Origin of the sequence: Clostridium tunisiense TJ, assembly GCF_000300195.1 — a bacterium.
In the GTDB taxonomy this organism is placed as follows: domain Bacteria; phylum Bacillota; class Clostridia; order Clostridiales; family Clostridiaceae; genus Clostridium_J; species Clostridium_J tunisiense.
The window spans coordinates 15,351-32,200 of sequence record NZ_AMQH01000014.1 but is presented as its reverse complement, the minus strand read 5'-3'; the positions used below and the strand labels follow the sequence as shown (position 1 = coordinate 32,200).

Below are 16,850 nucleotides of genomic sequence, written 5' to 3'. Positions count from 1 at the left end.
AGTATTTCTAATAAAATGTATTAGGCGTCTTCAAAAAATAAATTTCTTATCATATTTGTAAAATATTATAAACTGAAGGTGAAATCATGAAAAAACGAATAGAAAGCACTTACAGTAATACAATGAAAGTATTTCTTTATATGGTTAATCCCATAAAGAAAAAAGTGAAAAGGACAGATTGTGTAGTTCATAAATTCATTAATTTAGAAGCTTTAGACATGCTAAAAAGTGAAGGTTATGATAAAGAATACAGTTTTTTTAAGAAGTATGAGGAGTCATTAAATAAAGGGGTGGTTTGGGCAGATTCAGATTTTAAAAGTACTAATCACTTTTATCATCATGAAGAAGGAAATGGTCTTTATGGTTTTTCTAATGCATCTACAGAGTGTACTAGGTATTACAATACAGCAATATGTTATGCCAAAAATAAGGAGTATGAAAAATCTATGTTTTTTCTGGGGGCAGCATGTCATTTAATTCAAGATTCCACGGTACCTGCCCATGCCAAGAGAAAGTTAAGAAATCACAAGGGGTTTGAAACCTATGTGATAAGTGAAGTAGCAAATGGGTATAAGCATCACATAAGGCATGGAGTTTTGAGATTCAAAAGCCATGAAGAATTTATAATGGAAAACACTAAGTATGCTGTTGCTGTAGAGAAAAGATTTCAAAATTTAAGAAATAAGGATGAAAGATTTAGTAAGATTGCTGAAAAAGTTTTATTAAGAGCAAATCAAACCACTGCTGGATTCCTATTGATATTCTATGATAATTTTAAAAATTTATATAGCTAAGAAGGAATTTTCACCTCTTTGGAGAAATATATGGTAAAATATTCCAAAGAGGTGAAATTATGAATAATATTTTTATAAGCTTAGAAAAGGAAATATTTAGAGGTAACATTTTAGATGTTGGATTAGATAATAGTGGAGTCATTTATAATGTTTATAAATACTATGATGAGGATTTAGATGTAGATTATTTAGAAGGACAACAAAGTAATGAAACTCTGAAGAATAATTATTATGATTCTTGCATATTATTTTTTTCTTTGCACAATATAGTCAATAGTAAAGAAAAGAAAAGGTTATTTGAAAGTATAAATGGTTCTCTAAAGAGTAATGGATATGTTTATATTTGGGATGTAGACAAAAGGCCATTAAAACTGTTTAAGGGAAATATTAAGGTTTCTTTGCCTGATAAATCCTTAAAAGATTTCAAAATAAATTGTTATAACCCATTTACAAATAATTCAAAAGAAAAGATAATAAATGTATTAAAGGAGTTTTTTGAAGTGTTAGATATAAAGCACTCTGATAATATATTTAGTATTGTTTGCAAAAAGAGAGGAATTTGAAGAGTATGAAAGTAGTTTTAGTTGGTGTTAATTCCAAGTTTGTTCACAGTAACTTAGCAATTAGGTATTTAGAGGCATACACTAGAGACTTAAGATATAGCTGTGAACTAATGGAGTTTTCCATTAATGATAGGCCCGAAAGAGTTGTAGAGGATATTTTAGCTGAAAAACCTAGCATACTAGGTTTTTCCTGTTATATATGGAATGTTGAATTTATTAATAGATTAACCACTTTAATTCGATTAATTAAACCAGAGATAGAAATATTTTATGGAGGACCTGAATCAAGTTTTGATGCTGAGGACTTTTTAAGCAGAAATGTGGGGGAGTACGTTATTGAAGGAGAAGGTGAAGAAACTTTTAGAGAATTTATTCAGGGAAAAATATATGAATATGAACACAAAGAGTCGATTAACTTTCAGCAAGTAAAGGGACTATATATAAGAAAAGATAATAAGATAACTTACGGTGGAAAAAGACAACTAATGGATATGAATAAAATAGTTTTTCCATATACAGAACATGAAGACTTAAATAATAAGATTGTATATTATGAAGGTTCAAGAGGCTGTCCCTTTAACTGTAAGTATTGTTTATCATCCACTACTCATGGAGTTAGATTTTTAGATATCGAGAGGGTAAAAAGAGATTTAAAGTTTTTTATTGAAAAAGGGGTAAGGTTAGTTAAATTTGTAGATAGAACCTTTAACTGTAATAAAAAATTTGCTAATGAAATATGGGAGTTCTTGGTGAAAGAAGGTAGAGATTGCAGTTTTCATTTTGAGATTTCTGCTGATTTATTAAGTAAGGAGTCCTTAATAATTTTATCCTGTGCAAAACCAAATACTATCCAATTTGAAATAGGAGTTCAAAGCACAAATAAGCAGGTATTAAAGAATATAAATAGGGAAATTGACTTTTCAAACATTAAAGAGGAAGTAGAAGAATTAAAGAAAATAAAAAATGTTAAGCAGCATTTAGATTTAATCGCAGGGCTTCCAGGAGAAGATTATAAGTCTTTCAGAAACTCTTTTAATGAAGTGTATGAAATAGAGCCTGACGAACTCCAACTGGGTTTTTTAAAACTTTTAAAAGGATCCTCTATGCGAGAAGAAGCTGAAAAGTGGGGAATGGTTTATTCGCCTTATCCACCTTATGAAATTTTAAAGACAAAGGATATATCTTACGAAGAACTAATTGTTTTAAAGAAAATAGAGCATGTAGTAGATAAATATTTAAATAGTGGTAAATTTAATAATATTCTAAAGTGCTTTATTAATAGTACTTGTTTTGGAACACCTTTTGATTTCTATTATGAACTTGCTCAATTTTTTGAGAATATGGGGTATTTCAAAAGAAACATTTCTTCATCAGATTACTATAAGGTTTTCATTGAATTCAATGAAAACATGAGTATAAAAAATACTGAACTAGTTAAGGATATAGTTAAATTTGATTATTTAAGATTTAATAAGAAGAAAGGACTTCCTACTTTCTTGGAAAATAAGATAGATAAAACTGTGGAAAGAGCTATTAAAGATGAGTTAATTGGGGAGAGGAAAATAGATAACCCTAATGATGTTACAATACATAAATTTAACTTTAATATAGAAACTTTTATAGTTGAAAAATTAGAGATTTTCGAAGAAACCTATATTGCCTTTTCAAACACTGATGATGATTATATTTTCACTAGTAAAAATAAGAAAAAATAGCTATTAGATTAAATTTAATTAAATATAAATCAAAAATGTTAGGGAGCCAAAGTTAGAGAATATCTAATTGGTTCCCTATTTAAGGAAAAAATATCAATTATAATTGGAAAAGCGTTAAAGTATTAAGAATTATTATCGATATTATTAACATATACATTTAATAAATGCGTTTATGATATTTTGAAATAAAAAACTATATGTTAATAGCATAATGAATTATCATAGATAAATAAATAATAAACTATTAATAAATAATATAAATATTAATATAACATTAATATATTATTAACAAAATATGTACTAAATATTAAATATATATTTCAGAATACTTGAAATATTTGGATTAGAAAATAAATTTTAATGAAAAAATACCAATTAACACTTTTAAAAGTTGGCAATTTGATGTAATATAGTATCATATACTATATTTTATTAATAACACAAAGTTATGTCGAAGGTGGTGATATTTTGGCAATGGATGCAATTAATAAAATTAAAGAGGCAGAATGTAATGCTTCAGCTATTTTGGAAAAGGCAATAGAAGATAGTAAGAACATTATTAAGAACGCTGAGCTTAAAGGGGAAAATCAATACGGTACACTTATCAGCAAGGCGGAGGAAGACACAAAACTTATAAAGGAAAGAGCTTTATTAGAAGGTAATATTAAAGCAGAACCTATCTTAAAAATAGGAGAAGAACAAATTAACAAAATAATTAATATTCAAGAAGACAAATTCAATTTAGCTGTAAATTTAGTAATTGAGAGGATAGTGAATTTCAATGGCAATAGTTAAGATGAATAAATTTACACTCTTAGCCTTTGAATCACAAAAATATTCTTTGCTTGAAAAACTACAAACATTTGAAAATGTTGAGTTTGCATATCTTGAAGACCTAGAAGAAAGTGGGTTTAGTGAACTTAAAAGAGATAATGAGAGCATTGAAATATCTGAAATCGAAGGTGAATTATCAAAAATTAATTTTGTAATTGAGCTTTTAAGTAGTCATAGTAAAAAGATAGGTATGTTAAAGGGTTTAAAAGAAGGTAAAAAAGAGATAGGCTATAATAGTTTATCAGAAATGGCATCTAAATCTAATTGGAGCATCATTTATAATGAGTTAAAAGAAAAAGAAAATCTAATTAATAAAAGTAAAAGTGAGATATCTAAGCTTTCAAATAGTATTGAAGAACTTAGAGCTTGGGAGAACTTAGATGCATCTTTTTCACAACTTAGTAGTAAATCTACAGTCAGCTTTTTAGGAGTTATTCCACAAGTTTTCATGGAAACTCTTAGAAAAGATTTACAAGATGGATTTGCTGGACACTACTTAGAGGTTATTGGTGAAGATACACGTGAAGCTAATGTTCTTATGATTTTCCATAAGGATGAAGAAGAGTTAGCTAGCGGGCTACTAAAAAAATATTCCTTTAGCAAAATAATTTTAAATTATGATGGAATTCCTAAAAAGATTATAGAAGATTACAGACGAAAGATAGCTGAATTAAATCACTCTATTAACAATATTATTGAAGAAATTAAAAACTATGTAATACACCTAGAGGAATTCAAAATGGTATATGAGTACTATGAAAATAAAGCAATAAGACTTAAGTCTGCGGGTTTGTTTTTAAAGAGCGAAAATATTATTGCCGTAGAAGGTCATTACCCAACGGAGAACCATGATAGGTTTTTAAAGGTTTTAAATAGTGCTTTAGGTGAGGAATATTACATTGAATTCTCAGAGGCCCAGGGGGAAGATGTACCAATACTGTTAAAGAATAATAGTGTGTTTTCAGCTTTCGAGCCTATTACAGCAATGTATAGTATGCCAAGATACAAGGAAATAGATCCTACACCCTTGTTCGCACCCTTTTATATACTGTTTTTTGGAATGATGCTATCTGATGCTGGATATGGAGTCCTAATGCTATTAGCAACTGGTATTGCCCTAGCAAGGTTCAATTTAGATAGTGATATGAGAAAGACTGTTAGAATGTTCTTTTATTTAAGTATATCAACAATTGTATGGGGAGTTCTCTATGGAAGTTATTTTGGAGGTGCAATTAAAATACCTCCGGTATGGATGACTCCTGATAGTGATGTAGGGTTATTAATGATTGTCTCTATAGCTATGGGACTAATTCAAATATTTGTTGGATTAGGAATTAAAGCTTATATACTTATTAGAGACGGAAACCCCCTAGCAGCATTCTTTGATGCAGGATTATGGTATTTTACTCTAACAGGAGCAATTATTTGGGCAGTAAATGCATTAGGTGCAGGAGAAACTCTTGGTCTCAGTCCTCAAGTTGTAAAAGTTGCAGGAATAATTACTGTAATTTCTATGATTTTAATAGTACTTACTCACGGAAGAGGGGAAAAATCTATTGGAGGAAAACTTGGAACCGGCTTCTACTCATTATATGGAATCACAGGATATGTAGGAGATTTAGTATCTTATACAAGACTTGCTGCCCTTGGACTAGCTACTGGCTTTATAGGTTCAGCATTTAATATTATGGTTGATATGCTAGGAAAATCATTTTTCGCTATTATATTTGCAACCATAATCTTTACCTTTGGACATATATTTAATTTACTAATAAATGCCCTAGGGTCATATGTTCATACAAGTAGATTACAGTATCTTGAATTCTTTGGTAAATTCTATGAGGGCGGAGGCAAAGCCTTTAACCCACTTAAGTTTACTTCACAATACTATAATATATTAAAAACAGGAAATGAGGAGGAATAAAATTATGATGGAATTATTTAATGGTCTTGGAGGTATTTTCTTTGGAGCTGTGGGAGTTGCATTAGCAGCTGCAATGCCAGGGATTGGTTCGGCAAGAGGTGTTGGTATGGTGGGTGAAGCTGCCTCAGGGTTATTAACAGAAGAGCCAGAAAAGTTTGGTAAAGCTCTAATTCTTCAATTATTGCCAGGTACACAAGGTCTATATGGGTTCGTTATTGCCTTGTTAGTATCACTTCAATTATCACCAGATATGAGCCTTGCAAATGGTGCTTATTTAATGATAGCTTGTTTACCTATAGCTTTCGCAGGTTGGAAATCAGCTATTGCACAGGCAAGAACAGCAGCTTCAGCGGTGCAAATTCTTGCAAAGAGACCAGAACACAATACTAAGGGTATTATATTAACAGTAATGGTTGAGACATATGCTTTATTAGGTTTCGTTATGTCATTACTACTAGTAACTAGTGCTAACTTTTAATTAAGGGTGTGAAGTACATGTCTAATTTAGAGAACTTAACTTCTAAAATAATAGAGGATGCGGAATTAAAAGCAGAAAATATAATTAAAGAAGCTAAAAGTAAAGAAGTAGAAATAATAAGTAAAAGGGTTGAAGCTGCAAAAAAAGCGGCAGCTACAATGACTGAAAATGCTAATATGGAAGCTAAGTCTATGATAGATAGAGCGTTATCAAAAGCTGAGCTTGAAGTTAGAAATAGAAAGCTATTTGCTAAGCAACAAGTTATGGATAAAGTTTTTGAGGAAGCTGAAAAGAGACTTAGTAAAGTTAATTTGGAAACATTTCAAGAATTTGTAAAAACCTCAATTTTAGCTTTAGATATTGATGGAGATGAAAAAATAATAATGTCTCTTGATGACAAAGCAAAGCTACCACAGGATTTTTTAGAAAAGCTAAATAAAGCACTTGTTAGTGCTGGCAAAAAAGGAAATATGGAGTTTAGCGATGAAACAAGAAATTTAAATGGTGGATACATTTTAGCTAAAGGTGGAATTGAAATAAACAACTCTTTTAAATCGATGATTTCCTCCTTACGAGATGAACTTGAATATGGGGTTAATAAAATATTATTTGATGAAAACTAAGGAGGTTACGTAAAATGGACAGAATGGATTTTACCCATGCTGTAGCTCGCTTAAGAGTTATTGAAAAGAGACTCCTTGATAAAGTAAAAGTTGAAAGATTGCTAGAGGCTGAAACCCCAGAAGATGTTCTTAAAATCCTTCAAGAAACACAGTATGGGGAAAGCATTGCTGATATTAATGATGTTCATAACTACGAAGATATGTTAAGACAGGAGTTAAAGGATTTATACCTGAATATGTATAAATTAACTCCTGACAAATCAATAGTAGATATCATGAGTATAAAGTATGATTATCATAATATAAAGGTTCTAGAGAAAAGCAAGTTAGGTGATAAAGATTTCACCAATCTTTTAATTCCAATTGGTACAATTCCAATTGATACATTAAAAAATATGATTTTTTCAGGTGAAATTAAAGATTTGAGTCCCCTGATGAGGGAGGGGATTAATAAGGTTGAAGAAGACTTTTCCAAAAGCAAAGATCCTCAGAATATAGATATAATACTAGATAAGTTTATGTATAGTGATATTCTTCAAAGAGCTTTAGCTACAGAAATAGAGTTTATTATAGAGTTTGTTAAAGCAACTATTGATATTGCAAATATTAAAGCCATGTTAAGAGTTAAAAAACAAAATAAAGATGGTAAATTCCTTGAGAGTATATTAATACCTGGTGGGGAAATAGAAAAAAATATATTTATTTATGGTCTTAATGATACTTTAGAAAACTTTATTAATAATATTTCGAAATCTTCTTATGCAAAGATATTGACATCAATTTTAGAAGAGTACAATAACACAGGAAACTTTTCCTCTATAGAGGTTCTTTTCGATAATAACATTATTGATAGAGCTAAATATGCAAAGAGAGTTAACTTTGGACCTGAACCATTAATTTCATTTATCTTAGCAAAGGAAAATGAAATTAAAATAGTAAGAATTATTATGGTTGGAAAAATAAATAAAGTGCCAACTGAAATAATTAGAGAAAGGTTGCGTGACATATATGCATAAAATAGGTGTAGTTGGTGACAAGGACTCTATTTTGGCCTTTAAAGCAATTGGTATAGATGTTTATCCTGTGATTGATGTTGAAGAAGCAAGAAAAAGAATAGATAGAATGGCCTTCGAAAATTATGCAGTAATTTTTGTCACTGAACAACTAGCTCAGCATTTAGAAGAAACAATTCAAAGATATAACAATAAGATGATTCCTGCAATTATTTTAATACCGAGTAATCAAGGAACTTTAAATATTGGAAAGAAACGAATTAGTGATAATGTTGAGAAAGCTGTAGGTGTGAATATCTTATAGAAAGGCAGGTAAGAAACTTGAAGATTGGTAAAATAGTAAAAGTTTCAGGTCCTTTAGTTGTAGCTAAAGACATGGATGAAGCTAATATATATGACGTTGTTAAAGTTGGAGATAAAGGTCTTATTGGTGAAATAATTGAAATGAGGGGAGATAGGGCTTCTATTCAAGTTTATGAAGAAACTACTGGATTAGGACCGGGAGCACCAGTAATAACAACCGGAGAACCTTTAAGTGTAGAGCTTGGACCTGGATTAATGGAAGCTATGTTTGATGGAATACAAAGACCACTAGATGCAATAAGAGCTAAAGCTGGAAACTTCCTAACAAAAGGAGTGAGCGTATTTCCATTAGATAGAGAAAGAATATGGAGTTTTGTGCCTTCAGTAACTGAGGGTCAATTGGTATACAGTGGTCACACTATAGGAACAGTAAAAGAAACTTCAATTATTACTCAAAAAATAATGGTTCCTTATGGTGTTGAGGGAAAAGTAAAGTCTATAAAATCTGGAGATTTTACTGTTGATACTGTAGTATGTGAAATTGAAACTGCAAGTGGAATTAAAGAATTGACTTTAATGCAAAAATGGCCTGTTAGAAAAGGAAGACCTTATAAGCAAAAGTTAAACCCGGCAGAACCTCTTACTACAGGACAAAGAGTAATAGATACCTTTTTTCCAGTAACAAAGGGCGGAACAGCTTGTGTTCCTGGGCCTTTCGGAAGTGGGAAAACTGTAGTTCAGCATCAATTAGCTAAATGGGGAGATGCAGAAATAGTGGTATACGTTGGTTGTGGAGAACGTGGTAATGAAATGACAGACGTACTTAATGAGTTTCCAGAATTAAAAGATCCTAAAACTGGAGAGTCTTTAATGAAGAGAACAGTACTTATTGCTAATACCTCTAACATGCCCGTGGCAGCAAGGGAAGCATCTATTTATACAGGAATAACTATTGCTGAATATTTTAGAGATATGGGATACTCTGTAGCCATAATGGCAGACTCTACTTCAAGATGGGCTGAAGCATTGAGAGAAATGTCAGGGAGACTTGAAGAAATGCCTGGTGATGAGGGATATCCTGCTTATCTGGGGTCAAGAGCAGCTGACTTTTATGAAAGAGCTGGAAAAGTGGTGTGCTTAGGAGAAGATGAAAGAGAAGGAGCACTGACTGTTATTGGTGCAGTTTCCCCACCAGGAGGAGACCTTTCGGAACCGGTTACTCAAGCAACCCTTAGAATTGTTAAGGTATTCTGGGGGCTAGATGCAAATTTAGCTTATAGAAGACACTTCCCAGCAATAAACTGGCTTAATTCTTATTCTCTTTATTTAGAAAAAATAGGTACATGGATGAATGAAAATGTAGCTAAGGACTGGACTGATTTGAGAATTGAAGCTATGGCATTGTTACAAGAAGAAGCGAATCTTGAAGAAATAGTTCGTCTAGTTGGTATTGATGCTCTTTCAGAGGGAGATAGATTGAAACTTGAGGCTGCAAAGTCTATTAGAGAAGATTACCTTCAGCAAAATGCCTTCCACGAAGTAGATACTTATGCTTCTTTAAGTAAGCAATATAAAATGCTGAAATTAGTTCTTAATTTCTATAAGTTAGGAGTTAATGCATTAAATAACGGTGTTTATCTAGAGAGAATATTAGACCTTCCTTTAAGAGATAAGATAGCAAGGTCAAAATATATAGATGAGAGTAAAATAGACACAATTGATGAAATTGAAGAAGAATTGAATAAAGAAATCCAAAGATTAATTGTAGAGGGAGGTGTAGTTGATGTTTAAAGAGTACAGGACGGTATCAGAAGTAGTAGGACCATTGATGGTTGTTGAAAAGGTAAAAGATGTAACTTACGATGAACTGGTAGAGATTGAACTTCAAACTGGAGAGAAAAGAAGAGGAAGAGTTTTAGAAATTAGTGAAGATAAAGCAATGGTTCAGCTCTTCGAAGGATCCGCTGGTATAAACTTAAAAGGTAGCAAAGCTACATTTCTAGGAAGACCTCTTGAATTAGGAGTTTCTGAAGATATGTTAGGAAGAGTATTTGATGGGCTAGGCAGACCAAAAGATGGTGGACCTAAAATTATACCTGAAAAAAGAATGGATATTAGTGGTGAACCAATAAATCCTGTTGCTAGAAACTATCCATCTGAGTTTATTCAGACGGGGATTTCAGCAATAGATGGACTTAACACCCTAGTTAGAGGTCAAAAACTTCCAGTATTCTCAGGATCAGGACTTCCACATGCTGAACTAGCAGCTCAAATTGCAAGGCAATCAAGAGTTCTAAGCTCAGATTCAAAATTTGCTGTTGTTTTTGCTGCAATAGGTATTACCTTTGAAGAAGCTCAGTTCTTCGTAGATGATTTTACTAAAACAGGAGCTATTGATAGAACAGTTTTGTTTATGAACTTAGCAAATGACCCTGCTGTAGAGAGAATAGCTACCCCTAGAATGGCACTAACAACCGCTGAATACTTAGCATATGAAAAAGGTATGCATGTGCTTGTTATTATGACAGACATAACAAATTATTGTGAGGCTCTACGTGAAGTTTCGGCTGCAAGAAAAGAGGTTCCAGGCAGAAGAGGTTATCCGGGATACTTGTATACAGACCTTGCAATGTTATATGAAAGAGCTGGAAGAATAAAAGATAAACCAGGTTCCATTACACAAATTCCAATACTTACTATGCCAGAGGATGATAAAACTCATCCAATCCCAGACCTTACAGGTTATATCACAGAAGGCCAAATAATTCTAAGCAGAGAATTATACAAAAAAGGTATTATGCCACCTATAGATGTATTGCCTTCTCTATCAAGATTAAAAGATAAGGGAATTGGAAAAAATAAAACAAGAGAAGATCATGCAGATACAATGAATCAGTTATTTGCTGCATACGCTCAAGGTAAACAAGCGAAAGAACTTGCAGTAATTCTAGGAGAATCTGCACTTTCTGATACAGATAAACAATATGCAAAATTTGCAGAAGCCTTTGAAAGGAAATATGTATCTCAAGGATTCACGTCTAATAGAACTATTGAAGAAACAATAAATTTAGGTTGGGAACTATTAACCATACTACCTAGAACAGAGCTAAAGAGAATTAGAGATGAGTATTTGGAGAAGTATTTACCTCAAAGAGGGGATGAGTAGTAATGGCTAGGCTTAATGTTAATCCTACTAGAATGGAGCTCACCAAGCTTAAAAAGAGATTAGTAACTGCAACAAGAGGCCATAAGCTATTAAAGGATAAACAAGATGAGCTTATGAGAAGATTTATAGAACTCATAAAATACAATAATAAGCTTAGAAATGAGGTTGAAGACAAGCTTCAATTATCTTTTAAGGAATTTGTCATGGCATCGGCTGCTATATCTCCAGAGTTTCTTGAAGAAGCAATAGCTTATCCAAAAGAGAGTATTTCTGTGCAGGTAGAACAAAAAAATGTTATGAGTGTTAATGTACCAGTTATGAAGTTTATTAGAAAGCTAGAAAATGATCCTGGTAGTATCTATCCCTATGGATTTGCTACAACATCTTCTGAGCTAGATGATTCTATTGAGCATCTATATTCAATTTTACCAAAGCTTCTAGAATTAGCAGAGGTTGAAAAGTCTTGTCAGCTAATGGCTGATGAAATAGAAAAAACAAGAAGAAGAGTTAATGCTCTTGAATACATGACCATTCCTCAGCTAAATGAAACTATTAAATATATAAAAATGAAGCTGGATGAAAATGAAAGAAGTGCATTGACAAGGCTTATGAAAGTTAAAGATATGATGGAAAAGCAAAATAGGAGAGCGGAGTAATTTACTTCGCTCTCCTATTTTGGAAATAGTATTTTAAGGATATATAAATAAGTATAAATAAACCAGTTCTCTTTAATAAAAAAATATTATATAATGGAGTTAACAAAGTGAGGGAACAATTTCAATAAAGAAACTCAACTAATAGAAATCCCAAGCTATGAAACTTTAAAACAAGTAATTTTTTGTAGCTTTTTTTATGAAATCCCAATATAATGTTTAAGAATAAATATATAATATTTTTGGTTATAATTTATGGAGAAATTTCAGATAGAATAGGGGGACTAACAATGGCAGTAAGAGAAATTTTACAATATGGTGACAATAGACTGAATACTATTTGTGAACCAATAAAGGAATTTAATGAAGAAGTTTTGGATATAATACAAGACTTAAAGGACACCTTATATGATGGTACCGGAATCGGTTTAGCAGCACCACAAATTGGAATATTAAAAAGAGCAATTCTTATCGACTTAAGAATGGGTGGTGAACCAATTATATTAATAAATCCTGAAATAGTAGAAAGTAGCGGAAGTGAATGTGATTATGAGGGTTGCTTAAGCTATGTAGGATATGAAGGTGAAGTTGTAAGGCCAACTAGGGTTGTAGTCGAAGGTTTAAATGAGAATGGTGAAGGAATTAGATATAGTGCTAAAGGATTATTGGCAAGAGCTTTTTGCCATGAAATTGATCATTTAGATGGAATACTCTACATGTCTAAAGCAGATTCAATGTATGAACTTGTAGAAGAAGAAGAAGAATAAAGAGAGCTAAAAGCTCTCTTTATTTATGGGCTTAAATTATGCTAATTCCTTCAAAGCATAGTTTGTTGCCTAATATGGAAGGGGTTTTCTTTAATTTTATTACTGCATTATCCGAAACAATAAGTTTAGTGTCTACGTAAATTTTTATACCTTCATATTCATACAAATCTATATCATCGGTGGGAGTAAATGATTTCCTAACCTCAATCCATGGGGTTTTAGTAGGAGTTGTACCTCAACATAAATTGGTATTTATTATTTTTAATATTACTATATAGTTGTTTTTTCTTAAATAATTCAAAGCACTACCGCAAATTTTTATCATAAATTACTCCTAAAAATTATTTTTATGTAGACTAAATCATTATAATATATTATTATAATATTCTTGCAATGAAATACAATACCCAATTTTAAGTGAGGTGAAGTTATATGGCAATTGAAAAAAATGAAACTATTAAGGAAAGATATAAGTTTTCAAAAACCAAAGAATGGATAGATGAAGAATTTATAAAGTTAGAAAATAAGTTTAACCACTATGAGGAAAAAATATCTTCATTGAAGAAATCATCTGGGGGAACCTATAGTGATGATTTACTTCTAGCACAAAAAGTTTTTGAGTTTGTGACAAAAAACCTTCACAAATATAAGGAGGCTAAGGAACAACCATACTTTGCTAGAATAGATTTTAGGGAAAAGCGTAGAGAAGCGGAAAGCTTCTATATAGGAAAGTTTGGACTAAATGATGAGGAACAAAGTGAAGAAGTAGTAATTGATTGGAGAGCGCCTCTTGCAAATTTATACTATAGTGGAACTTTTGGACAATCATACTATAACTCTCCTGCTGGAATTGTCGAGGGAGAACTTTCACTTAAAAGGAAATTTCTTGTGAAAGATGGAAATATTGCAGAAATGTTTGATGAGGGCATTAATGAGTTAATTGTAAAAACTTCTGCTGAAGGTGATGGACTTGTAGATGAGTTTTTAAAAGTTACCTTAGAGCAAAGTATGAGTAAAAAGTTAAAGGATGTTGTAGCCACCATTCAAAAGGAGCAAAATGAGATTATTAGAGCTTATAAAAACAAGCCTATAATAATACAGGGTTCAGCTGGATCTGGAAAAACTACTGTTGCACTTCATAGACTTGCTTATTTAATTTATACTTATAGCAATGAAGAGAAAAATGGTAATATATTAGTTGTTGCACCAAATAAATTGTTTTTGGATTATATTTCCGATGTGCTGCCTAATTTAGGAGTATACAATGTGAAACAAAATACTTATGAAGAACTTTGCGTAGAAATTATGAAAGTCAAGGGGAAAATAATTACTAAGGATGAAAAACTATCGCAAATCATAGAATGTGAAGATTCCAACAAAATAAAGTATATAACCTCATCTAGTAAAGTAAAGGGCTCATTAGTTTTCAAATCTATTTTAGATAGATATATTAAATACTTGGAAGCAAAGGATACTGAAGTAGAGGATATAGAAGTTGAAGGGTATATACTTTTTACTTCCAAGGAAGTGAAGAGACTTTATATAAGGGATTTAGCTCATTTGCCAGCAAAAAAAAGAAAAGATGAAATTAAAAAGTATTTTGAATCCAAAATGAAGTATAAAATTTCGGATTTAGAAGAATTAATCGATAAGGATTATGGCTTAAAAATTAGAGATATAAAATCCAATAATAGTTTTTCAGAAGAGAAAAAACGGGAAATAATAATTAATATTTATGACGAAAGAGATGAAAAGAAGAAGTCTTTAAAAAGCCATAGTACTAAAGCTTTAAAAGAGTTTTTTACAAATTGGAAGTCTTTAGATTTATATAAGAGTTATAGTGATTTATTTAATGATGAAAATGTTTTTAAAGACATAGCCAAGGACATTATACCAGATAAATTATACCAATATATGAGGGAAGAGTTAAATCATAATCATGAGAAGAAAGTGATAGATAGTGATGATCTTACTCCATTAACCTATTTAAAGCTAAAATTTGAAGGGAATACAGTTGATAAATTTATGCATATTGTGGTGGACGAGGCTCAAGACTATAGCTATTTTCAAATGTATTTATTAAATGAAATATCACAAAATAATTCTATGACAATAGTTGGAGATTTAGGACAGGGAATTTATAATTATAAGGGCATTGGGTCATGGAACAAACTTATTGAAAGTGTATTTAGGGAAGATGGGACATATATATCCTTATCTCAAAGTTATCGCTCTACAGTTGAGATAATAAATTTGGCAAATAAGGTGCTTGAAAAGCAAAAACTCCATTTAACTCCTGCAATACCTGTATTAAGACATGGAGATAATCCCAAGATTATAAAGGTTCCTAGCAAAGATCATGAAGTTTCTATAATTGATTCAATTATTCAAGAAGTTCATGAGAAGAAAAAACACTCTGTAGCAGTTATTTGCAAAAACTATTCTCAATGTAAGGAATTATACAAAGTTTTGAGCAAGAAATCTTCTTATTCTTGGATTTTAGTTAATAATAGTGAGAAGAATATTAATATGGAAAGACTTATAATTCCAAGTTATATGACTAAAGGATTAGAGTTTGATGCGACAATTATTTATGAATGTGAAGAAGAAAATTATAATGATAATGACTTAGATAAAAGGTTATTATATGTGGCATTGACAAGAGCTTTGCATCTTGAATACATTATGTATAGTAATTCGCTAACTAAATTGTTAGAATAATTAATAATTAATATTAATTATTCCTATAATATGAAATATGTTATATAATAGTACTGTTATATAATTTGGTAAAATATTTCTCAAATGGAGGTTTGATTAATGAAGTCAGTTGAGTTAAAGAATAAAATTTATTGGATTGGTGTTGAAAACCCAGAGTTAAGAGTTTTCGATATAATTATGGAAACAAAAAGAGGAACTACATATAATTCCTATTTAATAGATGATGAGAAAGTTGCAATTATTGATACTGTAAAAGATGGATATTTTGAAACTTATTTAGAAAACATAAAAAGCATTATTGGTGATAGAAAAGTTGATTACATAGTAGTTCAACATACAGAGTTGGATCATAGTGGTTCTCTGATTAAATTATTAGAAGTATATCCTGAGGCAAAGGTTGTAGGTTCAAGAGCAGCTATTAAATATTTAGGTGGTATATTAAACTCAAGTTTTCATAATATAGTTGCAGATGGTGAGATTAATTTAGGAAATAGAAGTTTAGAGTTTATATCAGCCCCAAATCTACATTGGCCAGATACTATATTTACTTATGTTAAACAAGATAAAGTTTTATTTACTTGTGATGTAATGGGGTGTCATTACTGTCCAAACAATTGCATAACTGATTCCTGTTCAGGTGATTATGAAACAGAAATGAAATATTATTTTGATGTAATCATGGGACCTTTTAAAAAGTTTGTTAATGCAGGATTGGATAAAATTGAAAATCTAGATAAGGAAATTATTGCTCCAAGTCATGGACCAGTGCATATTAGTGATTTAGAGCACTATTTCAACTTATATAGACAATGGGCTAAGGAAGATGCCCCTGAGGACAAGAATATTCAAATATTCTATATATCAGCTTATGGAAATACAGAAGCAATGGCAAAGTTTATAGCCAACACAATTAGTGAAAAAGGAATTAGAGCTGAAGCTCATGAGATAACATCTATGAATATGGGTGATATGATTAATTTAATTGAGAAATCTTCTGGAATATTAATTGGTTCTCCAACCATAAACCAAGATGCAGTAGAACCAGCATGGAATCTATTAGCTCATGTTAGTGCAATCACTAACAGAGGAAAAATTGGGGGAGCTTTTGGATCTTATGGATGGAGCGGTGAAGGCGTTCCTATGATAAACTCTAGATTAAAGGATCTAAAGTTTAAGGTTTTAGAGGAAGGGTTTAAGTTTAACTTTGTTCCAAGTCAGAATGATTTCGAAGCAGCAAAATCCTACGTAGAAAATTTCTTGCAACTAAATAAGTAAATAAATAAATCCTGCTGTAAC

General features: G+C 31.1%; 15 protein-coding genes. All 15 read left to right on the top strand.

The genetic code is table 11. From position 1 onward, the window contains the following. The first annotated feature begins 86 nt into the window (after positions 1 to 86). The 15 genes from C661_RS0115260 to C661_RS0115190 all read left to right on the top strand — a co-directional run bounded on the left by C661_RS0115260 (position 87) and on the right by C661_RS0115190 (position 16,829). Positions 87 to 794 carry a zinc dependent phospholipase C family protein gene (locus C661_RS0115260; RefSeq protein WP_017416212.1) on the top strand — a complete coding sequence of 236 codons (708 nt, stop codon included), beginning with the start codon at positions 87 to 89 and terminating at the stop codon, positions 792 to 794. Between the two features lie 59 nt (positions 795 to 853). Then, positions 854 to 1,357 carry a hypothetical protein gene (locus C661_RS0115255; RefSeq protein WP_017416211.1) on the top strand — a complete coding sequence of 168 codons (504 nt, stop codon included), beginning with the start codon at positions 854 to 856 and terminating at the stop codon, positions 1,355 to 1,357. Positions 1,358 to 1,362: 5 nt separating this feature from the next. Then, entirely contained in the window at positions 1,363 to 3,072 is a 1,710-nt protein-coding gene (locus C661_RS0115250; protein WP_026051080.1) for a B12-binding domain-containing radical SAM protein, read from the top strand. 468 nt (positions 3,073 to 3,540) lie between these two features. After that, entirely contained in the window at positions 3,541 to 3,867 is a 327-nt protein-coding gene (locus C661_RS0115245) for a hypothetical protein (RefSeq protein ID WP_017416209.1), read from the top strand. A 1-nt stretch (position 3,868) separates the two neighbouring features. Continuing rightward, positions 3,869 to 5,830, top strand: a complete 1,962-nt coding sequence (locus C661_RS0115240; protein WP_242826007.1) for a V-type ATP synthase subunit I — start codon at positions 3,869 to 3,871, stop codon at positions 5,828 to 5,830. Between the two features lie 4 nt (positions 5,831 to 5,834). Then, entirely contained in the window at positions 5,835 to 6,308 is a 474-nt protein-coding gene (locus C661_RS0115235; protein ID WP_017416207.1) for a V-type ATP synthase subunit K, read from the top strand. A 17-nt stretch (positions 6,309 to 6,325) separates the two neighbouring features. After that, a complete protein-coding gene (locus tag C661_RS0115230) occupies positions 6,326 to 6,931 on the top strand; it encodes a V-type ATP synthase subunit E (protein WP_017416206.1) in 606 nt (201 codons plus the stop codon). A gap of 14 nt (positions 6,932 to 6,945) precedes the next feature. Further along, positions 6,946 to 7,947 (top strand): V-type ATP synthase subunit C, encoded by a 1,002-nt coding sequence (locus C661_RS0115225; protein WP_017416205.1) that lies wholly within the window; start codon positions 6,946 to 6,948, stop codon positions 7,945 to 7,947. Beyond that, positions 7,940 to 8,248 (top strand): V-type ATP synthase subunit F, encoded by a 309-nt coding sequence (locus tag C661_RS0115220; RefSeq protein ID WP_017416204.1) that lies wholly within the window; start codon positions 7,940 to 7,942, stop codon positions 8,246 to 8,248. Before C661_RS0115225 ends, C661_RS0115220 begins: the two co-directional genes overlap by 8 nt. Before the next feature lie 17 nt (positions 8,249 to 8,265). Further along, a complete protein-coding gene (locus C661_RS0115215) occupies positions 8,266 to 10,038 on the top strand; it encodes a V-type ATP synthase subunit A (protein WP_017416203.1) in 1,773 nt (590 codons plus the stop codon). Further along, positions 10,031 to 11,413 carry a V-type ATP synthase subunit B gene (locus C661_RS0115210; protein WP_017416202.1) on the top strand — a complete coding sequence of 461 codons (1,383 nt, stop codon included), beginning with the start codon at positions 10,031 to 10,033 and terminating at the stop codon, positions 11,411 to 11,413. The genes C661_RS0115215 and C661_RS0115210 overlap by 8 nt, the downstream gene beginning before the upstream one ends. A 2-nt stretch (positions 11,414 to 11,415) precedes the next feature. Next, positions 11,416 to 12,069 carry a V-type ATP synthase subunit D gene (locus tag C661_RS0115205; protein WP_017416201.1) on the top strand — a complete coding sequence of 218 codons (654 nt, stop codon included), beginning with the start codon at positions 11,416 to 11,418 and terminating at the stop codon, positions 12,067 to 12,069. Between the two features lie 287 nt (positions 12,070 to 12,356). Further along, a complete protein-coding gene (gene def, locus C661_RS0115200) occupies positions 12,357 to 12,833 on the top strand; it encodes a peptide deformylase (RefSeq protein WP_017416200.1) in 477 nt (158 codons plus the stop codon). A gap of 432 nt (positions 12,834 to 13,265) precedes the next feature. Then, positions 13,266 to 15,554: an RNA polymerase recycling motor HelD gene (gene helD, locus C661_RS0115195; RefSeq protein WP_017416199.1), complete on the top strand. Its 2,289-nt coding sequence runs from the start codon at positions 13,266 to 13,268 to the stop codon at positions 15,552 to 15,554. 99 nt (positions 15,555 to 15,653) lie between these two features. After that, positions 15,654 to 16,829, top strand: a complete 1,176-nt coding sequence (locus C661_RS0115190; protein ID WP_017416198.1) for an FprA family A-type flavoprotein — start codon at positions 15,654 to 15,656, stop codon at positions 16,827 to 16,829. Positions 16,830 to 16,850: the final 21 nt, after the last annotated feature.

What these genes read in the sequence shown, in the direction of transcription:
- C661_RS0115260 (WP_017416212.1), top strand. Translation starts at nt 87, where the DNA reads ATGAAAAAACGAATAGAAAGCACTTACAGTAATACAATGAAAGTATTT.
- C661_RS0115255 (WP_017416211.1), top strand. Translation starts at nt 854, where the DNA reads ATGAATAATATTTTTATAAGCTTAGAAAAGGAAATATTTAGAGGTAAC.
- C661_RS0115250 (WP_026051080.1), top strand. Translation starts at nt 1,363, where the DNA reads ATGAAAGTAGTTTTAGTTGGTGTTAATTCCAAGTTTGTTCACAGTAAC.
- C661_RS0115240 (WP_242826007.1), top strand. Translation starts at nt 3,869, where the DNA reads ATGAATAAATTTACACTCTTAGCCTTTGAATCACAAAAATATTCTTTG.
- C661_RS0115235 (WP_017416207.1), top strand. Translation starts at nt 5,835, where the DNA reads ATGATGGAATTATTTAATGGTCTTGGAGGTATTTTCTTTGGAGCTGTG.
- C661_RS0115230 (WP_017416206.1), top strand. Translation starts at nt 6,326, where the DNA reads ATGTCTAATTTAGAGAACTTAACTTCTAAAATAATAGAGGATGCGGAA.
- C661_RS0115225 (WP_017416205.1), top strand. Translation starts at nt 6,946, where the DNA reads ATGGACAGAATGGATTTTACCCATGCTGTAGCTCGCTTAAGAGTTATT.
- C661_RS0115220 (WP_017416204.1), top strand. Translation starts at nt 7,940, where the DNA reads ATGCATAAAATAGGTGTAGTTGGTGACAAGGACTCTATTTTGGCCTTT.
- C661_RS0115210 (WP_017416202.1), top strand. Translation starts at nt 10,031, where the DNA reads ATGTTTAAAGAGTACAGGACGGTATCAGAAGTAGTAGGACCATTGATG.
- C661_RS0115205 (WP_017416201.1), top strand. Translation starts at nt 11,416, where the DNA reads ATGGCTAGGCTTAATGTTAATCCTACTAGAATGGAGCTCACCAAGCTT.
- def (WP_017416200.1), top strand. Translation starts at nt 12,357, where the DNA reads ATGGCAGTAAGAGAAATTTTACAATATGGTGACAATAGACTGAATACT.
- helD (WP_017416199.1), top strand. Translation starts at nt 13,266, where the DNA reads ATGGCAATTGAAAAAAATGAAACTATTAAGGAAAGATATAAGTTTTCA.
- C661_RS0115190 (WP_017416198.1), top strand. Translation starts at nt 15,654, where the DNA reads ATGAAGTCAGTTGAGTTAAAGAATAAAATTTATTGGATTGGTGTTGAA.